The following is a 15,992-nucleotide window of genomic DNA, read 5'->3' on the forward strand; positions in this document are numbered from 1 at the left end:
GAGTCCGGCACTCGCTGGCAATCCGTCGAGCCAAGAGTTCGTCAAACGAGGTTGTCGTCCGCCCATCGGTGCAGAGGCCGGCATGGGCGATGCGTTGGCTTATGTGAGCGCACCAGCGGTGCCGGAAATCGGTCGGTCTGGCGCGACTTCGACGATCGAGTGATGAGACCAGATATCGGCGATCTGCCGAAAGTCGCCTCGGACGCGTCGAGCCGCCCACGCTAGGGCGAAAGCAGCTCGAGTTCTCTTTTTGGAATTGTGATGACTGTTCGTGTTACAACGAGGGGCGAGGTCTATTAGTATTCAAGTGGCAGCCACAAGGGCGATAATCAACTTAACGAGAAGACCAAGTTCGATTTGAGTAAAAGATGCACGTCCTAGGATGAGTTTGGCGATGTCTGTCCGGTTGGAAGGAGTTCGCAAGCTTGGGGGTAACGCCAAGACTGCTTCATCAAAAAGCCGTCCCAGCTTCAAAAGCTGTTCCGGCTCGTACAGTGTGCCGTACTCCTGCTCGATGCGGTTCGCTTTCCCTCCTGTGACTGCACTATCAGTTTGTTCGTCAACTTTCGAGTTCATGTCGAGCTTCGCCGATACCAGCTCGTTTGTAAGTGCATTGAGGAGCCGAGTTGCTTCAAGCGCGCTCTGGTCCTCGCAGATCAGTCTTGCAATCTCTTCGATTTGTAACTCGATCCTCTGTTTAAGGTGTTGAACACGGGAATTGCAGCAACGTGAGAGCGCAGCACGCTCTCCAGGCGGCGCAGTGGAGATATGTGGGTCAGCATCAGCTTTCAGTCGAACGGGAGATGAATTGGCGAAAGCGAGAAAAGGAAGAGCGAAATATCGAAGGAGCTGCGTAAAAAAACCAAATGCCATCACCCGATATGCTTGGTTCAGGCGCTCAACTGCCCTCGATTTTCGAGATACGTACACTGTCAAAGTCATAGCTGCCTCATGCATCGTTCTGGTACACGAATCTTCTATTGCGACGCGCTGGCCTCCAGCGCGCGGGAGGATGCTGCCCGATAAGACCTGCTGATAACCGTTCGAAAGGCCTTCCTGGAGCCTTACCGTTGAACAGGTGGCGAATGAGTCCACCTGGAGCAACTGCCCTCAACAGTCGACGATTAATCCTCACGACCAGCTCCATCTCCGAGCTCAAGCGCTGCGTTGACTAGCAGCATTCATTGGGATTGGTAAAATAGATTGTTGTGATGCAGCGCATTCACCCCATGGATAGAATGAGCGAGCAATGGCGTAGTCCGGATTACGTCCGCGGCAATTGAAATGCCGTTGATGCCGCGCTACGACCACGATTCTTTCGCGCCTGGTCGAGCTTGGCGCTGCGGAGTTGCCGAACGGTGGGCCAAGGAGCGAGTGTTCTCGCGCTACGACACAGACTAGGTGAAGCAGAGGAAATGGTCGCCTTCGAATAAGTCTGACTTCGAATCGAGGGGGAGAGCTGACCGGCGGATTGAGACAGAATTTCGGCAGCAAGCCCCTCGATCACGGAATGCGGAATCCCTGCACGTTGGTCAGGGCACGATGCAATTCCGAGTAATCACTGGTCGTTCGATCGCCGCTCGTTGACGCGATGGCGCCGCGCCCTCGAAGCATAGCTGGGTCGGCAGCTTACGTTCGAGGCGCGGCGTATGGCTTTGACAAGTGGTTCTGTCGAACGTCTGGCGAAACGTGCCTTACAAGGCTAGCCGGACGCAGGGTGAGTTTTCAGCAAGCCTGAGCGTGGCGGGCGTTCCGAGAACAATTCGCGACATGAATCCAAGGTCGTGCACAATCCAGCGGATGCCTGTCGCAACCACAATGATCGTCACGCCAAGCGCAATCGCGACGGCAATTCTGGTCGGGAGATCCCAGAGTTCTCCGAACTGGACCAGGTCCATAAGACGGAAGACGCTCGCTTGGAGGAGGTAAAGGAGCAGCGTGCTCTGACCCAGGTCCATTGCGATAAAGCGAGCGACCCGACTTGAACCACAAAAGTTCCAGCATCGCAGCACAAGTCCCGCGGCGACAGCAGAGGCAGCTGCAGAGCTAACGAACATTAGCAATACTTGTTTGGCCGACTGAACATCGTCAATCAGAACGAGATTGTTGTACGCATAAGTCTCCTTGCCGCAAGCAAGAAAGCACGCGCAAGCCAGACCAAAGAGCAAGAGGAGCGAAAGAGAATTGTAGCGCACGGGGGCGCTCGTCCGCCAGTCAGAAGACCTGGCAAGCAAGAACCGAGGCAGAAGAATGGGTAAGTGTACCTGATCAGGGGGACTATCGAAAATGTGACCGGTGCGAGTGCGATCAGAACAGCAGACATGGCTATCATCCATGTCGATCGCAGATTGGCGACGATGAGAAGCCCAACGAGAACAAAGGAAGCAAAGGTTGCCCATTTTCGCAAAAGTGCGCCCGAGGAAAGATATCCGCTGATTGCCATAAAGAGAGGCATATGAAACATGTAGGTCGACTTGAAATATGCCGAATACCAATACTCATGATCTCTGTAGATGACATATTGTAATAGGTGTCCAACGATCACCGGAATAATGAGAATCCCTTTGGCAAAATCAAAACTCAGATCCCCTGTCAGCTGAGCGCGAGCTACGTTCTGTTGACGCTGTTGCTATCTGATCAGTCATCAAGCCTCTAACCGCTTCTTTCCAGCATCCGTTAACGGATTGGCCGGTTCGGTTCTGCCCTATTTCCGTTCTCAATGGAAGATGACCGCGACTCTCGATGTCGCTTTGTAGATTTCAACGCTCTTCGGATGCAGCCGGATCGACGCAATGAGTCCATTGTCGATCCGGAACGTGCGTACAATCTACAACGTTAGGTAATCGGATTCCTGGCGCACGGCTATCTGCTTCAGATGCCTAGCAATAGAACGTTCGTGGAGTCGTTAGGATTGAATTCGCGGATCGCCCATGTTCAGCAACTCTCGATCGTACCCGCCGCCATTTTGAAAGTGGTATTAGGGCCTCGTCGCGCGATTAGATTGTGCACGCTTGGCATGTCTGTTGAAGACGCGTCACTGCAACCGGCAATGCAAGCGATCATAGCCTCTTGCGGGCGGCAATCGTCTCAAGGTTGTATCTGGTAAGATGCGGTAAGTGGGGACATGCCGGGCTCCTACATTTCCCGCGGCCGCCCCACGAGGGTTCGAAGAGCGTGCCCCCGATACGGATCGCTCAGACAAGCGGAAATCTGAAACTCCCGCCAATGCGCGGAAATTGTCATGTTGCGGAATATATGGCAGGTTCTATCTAAGCGTAGTTTAATCGACCGGACGGTCGAATGTCGCAGGACCCTCTCAAGCCGCCTCAGTTCGACATGGAAAGACATGAGGATTCGGTGGTCCTTTGGGAAGACGATGATTGGGTCTTCTGCCGCGCGTGGCGTCCGAACGCCGACGGTGACCGGCAACTAGTTTTGATTGTGCGACCCACTCCAGCGCACCCTCCGCGTGCTGCGCACGACCGCCTGGCCCATGAGTATGGATTAAGGGACGGGCTCGACCGCGAATGGGCGGTGCGGCCTCTGGAGCTACTCCGCGAAGCTGGCCGAGCCACTCTGGTTCTGGAGGATCCGTCCGGTGAACCCCTGGCTCGCCTGCTGGGCGTACCTTTGGAGCTGGACTGCTTTCTGGATCTGGCCATTAGCATCACTGCAACTCTAGGTAACATTCACCGGAATGGCTTGGTGCATAAAGACGTGAAGCCAGCTCATATTCTGGTCAATTGCCCGGACGGACAGGTTCGGTTCACCGGATTTGGCCTTGCTTCGCGCCACCCGCGCGAGCGGCAGGCGAGCGAGCCGCCCGAGTTCATCGCGGGCACACTGCCCTACATGGCGCCAGAACAGACCGGGCGGATGAATCGCTCCATCGATTCTCGCAGTGACCTCTATTCACTCGGTGTCACGTTCTACGAGATGCTTACAGGCGCACTGCCGTTCGCCGCGTCAGATCCAATGGAGTGGATCCACTGTCATATCGCCAGAAAGCCAATATCACCGCGAGAGAAAGCAGAAGGCATTCCGGAGCCGGTTTCCCGAATAGTGATGAAGCTACTCGCCAAGGCTGCGGAGGATCGTTACCAAACGGCCGCCGGTGTTGAGCACGATCTGCGGCGCTGCCTCGTCGAATGGTCGAGCCGGCAACGTATCGCCCCCTTTGTGCTAGGCGAACAGGATACGCCGGATCGCCTGCTGATCCCCGAGAAGCTCTACGGGAGAGGCGCCGAGATCGGGGCGTTGCTCGCCGCGTTCAATGGCGTGGTCAAGACCGGCGCCCCGAGGTTAGTACTTGTCGCCGGTTACTCCGGCATCGGCAAGTCATCCGTTGTCCACGAGCTGCATAAAGCTCTGGTGCCCTCGCGTGGGGTCTTCGCGTCGGGCAAATTTGATCAATTCAAGCGTGACATTCCCTACTCGACGCTAGTTCAGGCATTTCAGGGTGTTGTCCGGCCTCTTCTCGGCAAAAGTGACGCCGAGCTCGCGAATTGGCGCAACGCACTCCTGGATGCGCTCGGTCCGAACGGACGATTAATGATCGACCTGATTCCCGACCTAGGGCTGATCATCGGCGAGCAGCCTGCCGTTCCGGAGCTTCCGCCCCAGCAAGCACAAACTCGCTTCCAACTGGTCTTTCGCCGGTTTGTCGGCGTCTTCGCCCGCCAACATCAGCCGTTGGTGATCTTCCTTGACGATTTGCAGTGGTTCGATGCGGCAACTCTTGACGTGCTGGAGCATCTCCTGACCGAGGCCGACCTGCAACTGCTGCTCATCGGTGCGTACCGGAGCAACGAGGTTGATTCCAGCCATCCACTGAAACGCAAGCTCGATAGCATTAGTAGCACCGGCAGGAACGTCGAGGAGATCACGCTGCTGCCGCTGACCCCCGGGCATGTCGAGCAGCTGATCGCGGATGCATTTCGCTGCGAGCCAAAGCGCGCAGCGCCACTTGCGCGGTTGGTTCACCAGAAGACTGTGGGCAATCCGTTCTTTGTCATTCAATTCGTTTCTGCTCTCTCCGCAGAGAAACTATTGAGCTTCGATCACAGCGCGGCGCGCTGGACTTGGGATCTCGAACGCATCCACGCAAAGGGATACACCGATAACGTAGTGGACCTGATGGTCGGGAAACTCACCCGCCTGCCAGCCGCAACGCAGAATGCGCTACAGCAGCTTGCCTGTTTCGGTAACACCGCCGAAACTTCGGAACTTTCAATTGTTTTCGGGACTTCAGAGGCGCGGGTACACGCGCTGCTGTGGCCAGCCATCCATCAGGGTCTAGTCGAGCGGCACGCACACACAACTTACAGTTTCATTCACGATCGAATTCAGGAGGCGGCCTACTTGTTAGTCCCGGAGGTATCGCGCGCTCCGGCTCATCTGCGGATTGGCCGGATGCTCGCCGCGCATACGCCTCCGGAGAGCCGTCGAGAGGCTATCTTCAATATCGTTAATCAACTCGATCGAGGTCTGTCCCTAATAACCTCCAGTAAGGAACGAGAGCAGCTCGCAGAGTTCAACCTGATCGCCGGCCAGCGCGCCAAAGCGTCCGCAGCTTATGCATCTGCACTCACCTACCTGATTGCCGGTATTGCGCTGCTTGCGAATGACTCGTGGCAAAATCAACGCGAGCTCACCTTCGCGCTGGAGCTGAACCGGGCCGAGTGCGAATTCCTGATCGGCGAGCTGGATGTCGCCGAGGAGCGCCTATCCGCGCTTTCCAAGCGCACTATGCATGCGGTCGAGCAAGCAAGTGTAGCATGTTTGCGCGTGGACCTGTACCTAACGCGCGGCCACAACGCGCGTGCGGTGGCGGTAGGTCTCGAGTATTTGCGCTGCGTCGGGATTGAGTGGTCGCCACGTCCAACGCAGGAGGAGGCTCAATCCGAATATCAGCTGATGTGGTCAAAGATCGCTGATGGCCAGATTGAAAAAATTGCAGATTTGCCTTTAATGAAGGACGAGACATGCCTTGCTATTTTAGCCGTCTTGACTCGGATCCTGCCTCCGGCCGCGTTTACTGACGCCAACCTGCCTACCTTGGTAATATGCCGAGCGGTGAATCTTAGCCTCGACCACGGCAACTCTGACGCTTCGTGTGCGCACTACGCTTGGCTTAACCGGGTCTTAGGTGGCCGGTTCGGTGACTATCAAGCCGCTTATCGTTTTGGTCAGCTCGCCTGCGAACTGGTCGATCGTCGTGGGTTGGTCCGTTTTCAGGCTCCGGTCTACCTGGCCGTCGGATCCACCGTGATCCCTTGGATCAGACACATCCGGGCCGGTCGCGACTTGATAACGCGGGCGTTCAAGGCGGCCACCGAAGTCGGCGATCTCGTTTATGAGGCCTATAGTCTGGCGCATTTGACCTCAAGCATGATCAGCGCGGGCGATTCTCTGAAAGACGTACAGAGCGAAATAGCGAGAAACCTCGCTACCGTTCGTAAGATGAAGTTCCGCTTTGCGGCCGACATCATCGGTCTGCAGCTCGGATTCGTTCGTATCATGCGTGGCCTCACGCGCACATTCGGCTGCTTTGATGATCACGAAATTGACGAACTGGCCGTCGAGCGGTCGCTCGAGCAAGGTCCAGAAGTAGCCGCTCTTGGAGCCATCTATTGGACCCGTAAGCTTCAGGCGCGTTTCTTTGCGGGTGACTACGTCGCCGCGATCAATGCGAGGTCAAAGGCAGAACCTCTAATATGGACCGTACCGACGGAAGGCTCAACAGCGGATTTCCACTTCTACGGTGCGCTGGCTCACTCTTGTGATTGCGACGGTGCAGTCGCGAGTGAAGAGCAAGAGCATCGAGGTATCATAGACGCCCATCACAAACAGCTTCTGGCGTGGGCGACGAATTGCCCTCAGAATTTTGAACACCGAGCTGCTTTGGTTGCGGCCGAAATGGCAAGGCTTGACAATCGCGATGTAGAAGCAATGCGGCTCTACGAACACTCCATACAATCCGCAGCGGCCGATGGTTTTCTTCACCATGAGGCGATCGCCTGCGAGCTTGCGGGGCGATTTTACGCTGCGCGTGGGTATGAGAGGATCGCAAAGACTTATCTGAGAGATGCACGGCACAACTATCTGCGTTGGGGAGCGGATGGGAAAGTGCGACAGCTCGGCGAGTTGTTTCCTTATCTGAATGAGGAGGATGACGCGCGAGCGCTGTCCGGCACGAGCATAGGAGCGCCCGTTGAAAATCTAGACCTTGCTACGGTCATCAAAGTCTCGCAGGCGGTCTCCGGTGAGATCATTCTGCAGAGGCTCATTGATAGACTCATGCGCACCGCCATTGAGCAGGCCGGTGCCGAGCGAGGTCTGCTGATCTTGCTCCGTGGCAATGAACCGCGGATCGAGGCAGAAGCCACAACCGCCAGTCAAGCGCCCGTTGTGCACATGCATGAGCAATCGGTGACCGCGGCTGCCCTCCCAGAATCGGTGCTCCACTACGTCATGCGCACCGGTGAAAACGTCATTCTCGAGAATGCTGCTGTCCAATCTTCATTTGCTAACGACCCCTATATCCGCGAACACGGGTCGCGTTCGGTTCTGTGCCTGCCCCTCATCACTCAATCCAAGCTCATCGGTCTGCTCTACCTCGAAAACAACCTGGCGCCCGGCATCTTCGCGCTGGCGCGGAGTTCGGTGCTAAAGCTGCTCGCCTCGCAAGCAGCAATAGCCCTAGAAAATAGTCGTTTGTACCGTGATGTTCAGGAACGTGAAACGAAAATCCGCCGCCTGGTCGACGCCAACATTATCGGGATCTTTATCTTTAGCGATGAGGGGGAAATTATCGAGGCCAATCATGCCTTTCTCGAGATCGTTGGATACGACCGCGAGGATCTCGTCGCAGGCCGGGTGCGCTGGAACGAGCTAACTCCGCCAGACTGGAAGGAGCGCACTGCGCGCGCCGAGACGGAGATGCGAATGACTGGAGCTGTCCAAGCTTTCGAGAAGGAGTACATCCGCAAGGATGGTACCCGCGTGCCCGTGCTGATCGGGGCAGCCGGGTTCGATGTGCGACAGGATCAAGGTGTTGCGTTTGTGGTTGATTTGACTGAACGCAAGCGGGCGGAAGCCGAAGCCTGCGAAAGCGAGCGGCGGTATCGCGAGACCCTGATCGAGCTCGCACACGCAAATCGCGTCACCACAATGGGGCAATTGACGGCCTCGATCGCGCACGAAGTCAACCAACCCATCGGTGCGGTCGTCAGCAACGCGGAGGCCGGTCTAAACTGGCTCGATGCGCAGCCGCCAAACCTGCAACGGGTCCGGCAGACATTCGGTCGGATTCTCAGCGATGCTGTGCGAGCTGGAGAGATCATCGATCGGATCCGCGCGCTTATCAGGAACGCGCCTCCACAAAAGTCCCCCTTGGCGATCAATGATGTGGTACTTGAAGTTGTAGCCCTGACCCGCGCGGAAGTGATGAATAACAGTGTCTCGGTGCAAACCCAACTCGCGGGCGCCTTGCCGCTCATTCGGGCAGATCGAGTTCAACTCCAACAGGTGATTATCAATTTGATCATCAACGCCGTCGAGGCGATGAGCGGAGCAGAGGAGGGAGCGCGGGAGCTGGTAATCAGCACTGCCAGATCTGGCTCGACTGGTATACTGATTAGCTTGCAAGATTCCGGTCCAGGATTTGATTCGAACAGTGTAGAGCGTCTGTTCGAGGTCTTCTACACCACCAAAGTCCAGGGCATGGGCATGGGACTGGCCATCTGCCGTTCAATCATCGAGGCCCACGGTGGACGCATGTGGGCGAGTGCGAAAGAGACTAGAGGCGCCGTCTTTCAGTTCACTCTGCCTGTCGAGCCGGATGATACCGATCCCGCCTTACAAACTGATGGAATACCAGCGGCATGAGACACGACGAGAGTCCCGGCAAAGGTCGGCCCGCGTAGCGATTGGTTCTGTCTCGGACAATTGCGTCCCTTGTCATGCCGCCTTCTGATGCGCGGATTTGTCGAGCCTGGCCTCCTGGCAGATCGAAACGGTCCGCAGCGCTGAAATTTCTCAGGTCGGCCGGAACTATCGAAATCGCACGGCGGCAAACTAGAGAACGATTGCGCTTCTGATCGAGGACGGGTGATCTGGGTTTAGGGCGTCGGAGAGGTCGGCCTTCAGACCCGACTTCGGAATCGAAAAACTGATCGAGCCTACAAGTTCCACAAAGAAAACCGTTAACTCCATAAGCGGTGTCCCTGCAGCCTACGTCGAATGAATACTCTTGAATTGGCGTTTCGCGCTATCTTTCGTCGTTTTGTCAATCGGAACATCATCTCCCGCTTCCTTTAAGTTGCGCTCACCGCTTCAGACATGGCGCAGGCGCAGCCTCTCTCTCGAGACGCCGTCGTAGGAATGGATGCGAACTCCATTTCGCGGCTCCGCACCAATCGCCATTCGCGAGCTGCGCGTGGAAGGCTCGTGTTTGGTCGGGTGTGCCGAGTCAGGACAATTTTGAAGTCGCGTGCTCGCTCAAGATCGTCTGAAGAGCACGCCGTATCCTGCCGTGGAAGAAGTCGCAACTGATCGCTGAAATTTTGGGGCTTGTCAGCTCCTGAACAGCTAACTGACCTATTGAGGAGTGTCCCAAAAATCTGAACGTCAATTCCTTCTACCAGACTGAGAACGACACGGACTGGCCGATGTCAATATGAACTGAAGGGGTGCCCGCTTGCTGACAGTACGCACGATTAATCTGCTGGGCTGCAGAGCTCGATACTCGGAGTCCGGGCCGAAGCTTTCACGTCTTCACTCGGTCGTTTCCCGTGGGCCAGGTTCGATGCCTTCCAGCTGCGCGGATTTGTGAGGTGCCATGGAGCGAACGAACAACAATTTCAACCTGTTCGACTTTGATGTGGAAGGATTCGCGCGGGCGTACGGTCAGCAGCCGCAGGCCGATCAGCGCTTTAGAGGCCTACGCGAAGGCTCGCAATATCAACAGAAGGCGCACGGATGCGGCTTTGAAGAAGCTTCGGGATGTCAAGGCCGGAAAGGCTGTGACAACCGATAGCTTTCGATTGGCTCCTTATGCCGTGGACGCGACCCTGATCGACATGTGGAGGGCGGCGGAAAAAAGGACACATAGGGTCGAGCCGGAGACTGTGAACCGACAGGCTAGCCGTCTTTCCAGGCTGAGTGACTGGCTGCAAACGCGAGAGAGGGGAGCCATGGCTGGCAGGTTCTTCACTCAAGGGCTCGCTCAAGACGTCAAGGAGTACAGGCAGCAAACTGGGGACGGCAAAATCGACGCCGATTTGCTCCGGCTCCAGCGATATCAACAAGTGGTCGACGCAAATCAAGCGCTGGGATTAGGTCCTCCTGAGGATGCTGCCGGGAATACAGTTCGACAGCCCAGCCCACCGCAAGATCCTCTCGCAATGCCGGCCACGCCAAGTGACGGGGCATGGGATCTCTGGAGGGAGGTCATGCAACAACCCGATTCACCATCAGCCACACAGGTCCGTGGACCGCAGCCGAGCCCAGCCCAGGATCTTTCCGCAATGCCAGAGACACCGAGCGAAGGGGCTTGGGGCGTCTGGAGGGAGTTTATGCAAGAACCCGCGTCATCATCATCCGCCGCGCGGATGCCGTCGGACATCTATGGCGATCTTGAGCCACTGGTTAATTTGAATCCTCCCACACCGTACGAATTGTACGACGATGCGCACTCTACGCCCGTACTTGGCGGGGCCAGACCGCCGTCGTTCGTTAGGCCATCAGTTCCCCAGCAGGAGGTCGGGGATACCGGGCCAATCATCGGTGAGGGTTGGCGCCACGGCTCCCAGCCGGCCTCGGACGTGGTCATCGACATCCTCCATAACATTGATCGACTGCCAAACCAGTTCGGCCCGCGGCAGGTCGAGATCCACCGAGAGCTTTACTCGGTCACGCTGGGGCCGGGAGGGCGCAACGACGTTCGTCTCATCCATCATCCGCGCGCTAGCCAGATAGATGAAGCTGGGCCATCCGTTCGGGCCACTGGGCAATCCCTTCGGCCTGTACCCGATCTTGGCTATCTCATCCGCGGTGGGTGGCAACACCGCGAACGCTTGCTTCCGAATTACCTTGCCCGAGCCTTGGAAGGCGAGGGCCTCATGCCCGCCGTCGGGCGCCCAACCTATGTCAACATCCACAGTGTGCCTTACAGGGCCGAGTTGGTACAAACGGACAGCGGCGAACGCGTTCGGATCCATCCTGAGCTTGGCTGAAGAGCGCGCTTTGACGGCCACGCATTCTAGTTTGGTAATCCTCGGCTTTAGCGAAGGAGGTGAGCCCTAGTAGCGCAAACTCGATAAGCGGCAGGCCGCAGACCTGCCCAGCTCATCCAGATAGCGCGGGCGAGGATCTGGAAACCGCGAAATCGCCACGACGGGCCCCCAAAAGGTAAGTCTTAAAGTGATCCAAAGCGTAGATGCAGCCCATCAACACAATCGATTTTACCAGTCTGATAGGATGCCGCATAAGGCAAAAGTCGGCTTGGAGAAAAGCCTTCAGTCAGATCGGAATGGTTATCGATCCTTGCTTAGATGGCCCGGAGAAACAGTCGATGTACGTCGAGCGTCAATACCAGCGCACGTCAAGTCCGGCCACGTGCTTCGGTTGGCATTCGGCCGAATTCCGTGGATCCCGTTTCGATAGAGCAGAAGAAAGCAGCACCAGATTTCGTTCGGGACGGACATCGGCCCTCTGTGGCAAAGGTTAGCGGTGAATGCCCTCGCCGCAAATGGACCGTCGGCAGCAGCCCCTCCCTCTGCCGACGGAAGCTGGCGCGATGTGTGCAGTCGCATCGCTCCTTCCGAGACTGACTTCTGCCCGGCCACCGAAAGTGGCCGGGCATCTTTTGTGTGGCGAGGACGAGTGAGCGCTTGGAAGCGGTCGTCCGCAATTCAGTTTCGCTTCATTCCGGAAGCAGCGCATTTCCTCATGGTGGGGCAGGTGCATCATGAATGACTCTCAAGACAACAGACGATCATGCAGTTCATACTGGTAAATCACAGGACGCCAAGCAGCTCGTCGACCTGCATCGAGTGTCATCGACCTCTAGGGGGCGGCTACTTGCGAGATATGTCCACGCGGCAGCCCTATTGCAGCTACGCTTGTTATCTGTGCTACCGGGAGAAGAGACTATGCGTGCCCTGGCTCGCGATTAGATGCGGCGTCCGTCAGCTCGCGCGTGATTATTTTGCTCACATCGAAACTGTCGTCTCCTTTGCTGCCGCTACATGCTGGTATTCGATCGCACTCACCGAAGCCGCACTGCGTCTTGGCGAAATGGCACTGTTGAAGCGACCTCATACGTAAGAATGCGTGGGGTTAACTGGTTCGACAGCGAATCGTAGGACAAAAGCCATCTCGCAACAATTGTTTGAGCATCTTTGGCAATCGAGCGTCGCAAGAAAGTAAAGCGACTTTGAGAATCAATTTTACTGAAGTTGAGGGATATTGATCCGCATGTGCGGGATTGTCGGCATTCTCGGGCGCGAACCGGTTGTAGAGCAATTGGTGGATTCGCTCAAGCGGCTTGAATATCGCGGCTACGACTCCGCAGGCGTTGCCACGCTCGAAGGCGACCACCTGGAGCGCCGCCGCGCCGAAGGCAAGCTGAAGAACCTCGAGGCGCGGCTGCGCGACGAGCCGCTCAAGGGGACGACCGGCATCGGTCACACTCGCTGGGCCACCCACGGCAAGCCGACCGAACATAATGCCCATCCGCACGCCACCGAGCGCGTCGCGGTGGTCCATAACGGCATCATCGAGAATTTCCGCGAGCTGCGCGAGGAGCTCGAAGCGAAGGGCGCGGTATTCCGCACCGAGACCGACACCGAGATCGTGTTGCACCTGGTCGACGATCTGCTTGCGCGTGGCAACAAGCCGGTCGAGGCGGTGAAGCTCGCGTTGAGCCGGCTGCGCGGCGCGTTCGCGCTCGGCTTCATCTTCGCAGGCGAGGGTGATTTGATGATCGGCGCCCGCAACGGTCCGCCGCTCGCGGTGGGCTATGGCGATGGCGAGATGTTCCTGGGCTCGGACGCGATCGCGCTTGGGCCGTTCACCGATACGATCAGCTATCTCGAGGACGGCGACTGGGTCGTGCTGACCCGGAGCAGCGTTGCGGTCTTCGACAAGGACGGCCGCGCCGTCCAGCGCGACAAGATCAAGCATGCGGCCTCGACCTCGCTGGTCGACAAGGCCAACTACCGCCACTTCATGGCGAAGGAAATCCACGAGCAACCCGAGGTCATCGGCCACACGCTGGCCCGCTATGTCGACATGGCATCCGAGCGGGTGTCGCTGCCGGTGAAGCTGCCGTTCGAATTCCGCGACATCCAGCGCGTCACGATCACGGCCTGCGGCACGGCGAGCTACGCCGGCTATGTCGCAAAATACTGGTTCGAGCGTATGGCGCGCCTGCCGGTCGAGGTCGACGTCGCCTCCGAGTTCCGCTACCGCGAGTCTCCCTTGCGCAAGGGCGATCTGGCGATCTTCATTTCGCAATCGGGCGAGACCGCCGATACGCTCGCCGCGCTCCGCTATGCCAAGGCCGAAGGCGTGCACACGCTCGCCGTCGTCAATGTGCCGACCTCGACGATTGCGCGCGAGAGCGAGACGGTGCTCCAGACGCTAGCCGGTCCCGAGATCGGCGTCGCATCCACAAAAGCCTTCACTTGCCAGCTCATGGTGCTCGCCTTGCTCGCGGTCGCGGCCGGCAAGGCCCGCGGCGAATTGTCCGAGGAGGACGAGACCAGGCTCGTGCACGGCCTGGTCGAGATCCCGCGCCTGATGGCAGACGCGCTCGCCACCGAATTGCAGATCGAGAAGCTCGCGCACAGGATCGCCAAGTCGCGCGACGTGCTCTATCTCGGCCGCGGCACCAGCTTCCCGCTCGCGCTCGAGGGCGCCCTGAAGCTGAAGGAGATCTCCTACATCCACGCCGAGGGTTATGCCGCCGGCGAGCTCAAGCACGGGCCGATCGCGCTCATCGACGAAACCATGCCGGTCGTCGTCATTGCGCCCCACGATCGCGTGTTCGAGAAGACCGTCTCCAACATGCAGGAAGTCGCCGCCCGCGGCGGCAACATCATTCTGATGACTGACGCCAAGGGCGCGGCCGAGGCGACGGTCGATACCCTCGTCACCATCGTCATGCCCGACATGGCGGCAGCCTTCACGCCGATGGTGTATGCCGTGCCCGTGCAACTTTTGGCCTACCACACGGCGGTGGTGATGGGCACCGACGTCGACCAGCCGCGCAATCTCGCCAAATCGGTGACTGTGGAGTAGGCGCGACAGCACGGTCATCAGTCCTCAAACTCGGCTGAAACATCATGATCGACCAGTTCATGACCGAGCAAGAGCTCCAGCAGTTCAGATTTGCTGGCAGGCGCAGCCACATGTGATCAGACTTGGCGCGCATCTTTTGTTTCTGTGTCGTGTGGATCCAGCACACTTTTGCAAAGTTGTTTTCGTCAAGCCTCTGCTGGCTTGGCTGCTTGCCGGACAGCTTTGTCTAACGAGAGCTAGAAGCAACGTGGCATTCGGCTTTCGGATGACGAGGGCGAGCATGGGTGGCGCCGCAAAACGAAGAGGTTGTTCATGTTACTCCCATTGCGCTATTGGGCGATGCTGTCCATGCTCGCCGCCGTAGGCGCCGGCGCACAAGCGAAAGATCGCCGCACGGTCGCCGAACCTGTCGCACCTGGTTATGTCTGCGCCCGCCTGGCGCCGTCGAGACAAAACGACACAGCCAGGCTGCAAGACGCCATTGCTCACTGCCCTCCTGGCTCAGCGGTTTATTTGTCCGGCGGGACGTTCCTGTCGGGCCCCCTCGAGATGAAATCCGGAGTAACGCTGTGGATCGAGCGTGACGCCACGCTTGTCGCGGTTGCCCAGAGGGAGGCCTATGACAAAGGCTTCGGAAATTGCGGTCGCATTGAAGGCAAGGGCGATGGCTGCCGGCCATTCATCAGCTTCTCCAAAACACGTGGTGGCGGCATCTATGGCGAGGGCATTATCGATGGCCAGGGCGGTGCGCTCATGGTCGGCACTACCGAGAGTTGGTGGCAGCTGGCTCGGCGCGCGCAAGCCGAGGGCGGCTATCAGAACGTCCCACGCCTGATCCAGATCGATCATGCCCATGACATCACCTTCCACGGCATCACACTGCGCAATGCGCCAAATTTCCACGTGGCGATGAACCGGGTCGAAGGTGCCACCTTTTGGGGCGTCACGATCGATACACCGGCCGACGCCCGCAATACAGATGGCATCGATCCCGGCGCCAGCCAGGATGTGACGATTACTCACTGTCAGATCCGCACTGGAGACGACAATGTGGCTATCAAAGCAGGCAATAATGGTCCCACACGCCATATTTCCATTATCGACAACTACTTTGGCTGGGGGCACGGCATGTCGATCGGCAGTGAAGTGAGCTCAGGTGTCAGCGACATACTGGTGCATGGCCTGACCCTGGATGGCACGACGTCTGGCCTGCGCATCAAGAGCGATGTCAGCCGGGGCGGTCTGGTGGAGAGGGTGACTTATGAGAATGTGTGCCTGCGCGGCAACCGATGGCCCATCTATTTTGATACACGCTATGACATCCATGCATCCGGTAATCGAATTCCGCTCTACCGAAAGATCGCCCTACGCCACGTGCGTGGCGGTGATGGTGCGCTGGTGATGCACGGGCTTGATGGAGGTCATAACCTTGAGATTGCGCTCGACGATGTGCGATTTTCCGATTCTGCGACCTGGCAGGTGGAAAATGCGGATGCGGTGGTGTCCGACGTGTGGCCGCCGTTGCGGAGTGGGCAAGCCCCACTGTCGTCGGGTGCATGGGAAGGCTGTGCAAAGGCATTCCGCTAACCACCTCCCAACGCCCAGGACGGCCCCGCGCCCCGGTAGTACTCATCGCTTCGTTGTAGCATCCGCACTTGACCGAACAAGAATAGCAGGCGCTAGGA

Annotated in this window: 6 protein-coding genes and 1 pseudogene; 4 read left to right on the top strand and 3 right to left on the bottom strand. The window is 57.8% G+C overall.

Annotation, left to right across the window (positions count from 1 at the left end; all coding sequences use genetic code 11):
- Positions 1-303: 303 nt before the first annotated feature.
- Both NLM33_RS37500 and NLM33_RS49885 read right to left on the bottom strand, forming a co-directional pair.
- Complete coding sequence (locus tag NLM33_RS37500; RefSeq protein ID WP_254103454.1) at positions 304-942, bottom strand: hypothetical protein; 639 nt, start codon at positions 940-942, stop codon at positions 304-306.
- Positions 943-1,702: 760 nt separating this feature from the next.
- A pseudogene (locus tag NLM33_RS49885) lies at positions 1,703-2,596 on the bottom strand (acyltransferase family protein).
- A gap of 704 nt (positions 2,597-3,300) precedes the next feature.
- On the opposite strand from NLM33_RS49885, the gene NLM33_RS37510 reads away from it, so the two are divergent.
- Together NLM33_RS37510 and NLM33_RS37515 are read left to right on the top strand one after the other, a co-directional pair.
- Positions 3,301-8,889, top strand: coding sequence for a trifunctional serine/threonine-protein kinase/ATP-binding protein/sensor histidine kinase (locus tag NLM33_RS37510; protein ID WP_254103456.1), 5,589 nt, complete (start codon positions 3,301-3,303; stop codon positions 8,887-8,889).
- A gap of 952 nt (positions 8,890-9,841) precedes the next feature.
- Complete coding sequence (locus tag NLM33_RS37515) at positions 9,842-10,039, top strand: hypothetical protein (RefSeq protein ID WP_254103457.1); 198 nt, start codon at positions 9,842-9,844, stop codon at positions 10,037-10,039.
- Between the two features lie 706 nt (positions 10,040-10,745).
- Here NLM33_RS37515 and NLM33_RS37520 read toward each other — a convergent pair.
- Complete coding sequence (locus NLM33_RS37520; RefSeq protein WP_254103458.1) at positions 10,746-11,222, bottom strand: hypothetical protein; 477 nt, start codon at positions 11,220-11,222, stop codon at positions 10,746-10,748.
- A 1,258-nt stretch (positions 11,223-12,480) separates the two neighbouring features.
- On the opposite strand from NLM33_RS37520, the gene glmS reads away from it, so the two are divergent.
- A complete protein-coding gene (gene glmS, locus NLM33_RS37525; RefSeq protein ID WP_254103459.1) occupies positions 12,481-14,307 on the top strand; it encodes a glutamine--fructose-6-phosphate transaminase (isomerizing) in 1,827 nt (608 codons plus the stop codon).
- 312 nt (positions 14,308-14,619) lie between these two features.
- Positions 14,620-15,894 (top strand): glycoside hydrolase family 28 protein, encoded by a 1,275-nt coding sequence (locus NLM33_RS37530; RefSeq protein WP_254103460.1) that lies wholly within the window; start codon positions 14,620-14,622, stop codon positions 15,892-15,894.
- The last annotated feature ends 98 nt before the right edge of the window (positions 15,895-15,992 follow it).

This window comes from Bradyrhizobium sp. CCGUVB1N3 (assembly GCF_024199925.1).
GTDB lineage: Bacteria > Pseudomonadota > Alphaproteobacteria > Rhizobiales > Xanthobacteraceae > Bradyrhizobium.

Coding starts and splice junctions, on each gene's coding strand:
- NLM33_RS37500 (WP_254103454.1), bottom strand. CDS start 942: ATGACTTTGACAGTGTACGTATCTCGAAAATCGAGGGCAGTTGAGCGC.
- glmS (WP_254103459.1), top strand. CDS start 12,481: ATGTGCGGGATTGTCGGCATTCTCGGGCGCGAACCGGTTGTAGAGCAA.
- NLM33_RS37520 (WP_254103458.1), bottom strand. CDS start 11,222: ATGGATCCGAACGCGTTCGCCGCTGTCCGTTTGTACCAACTCGGCCCT.
- NLM33_RS37510 (WP_254103456.1), top strand. CDS start 3,301: ATGTCGCAGGACCCTCTCAAGCCGCCTCAGTTCGACATGGAAAGACAT.
- NLM33_RS37530 (WP_254103460.1), top strand. CDS start 14,620: ATGTTACTCCCATTGCGCTATTGGGCGATGCTGTCCATGCTCGCCGCC.
- NLM33_RS37515 (WP_254103457.1), top strand. CDS start 9,842: ATGGAGCGAACGAACAACAATTTCAACCTGTTCGACTTTGATGTGGAA.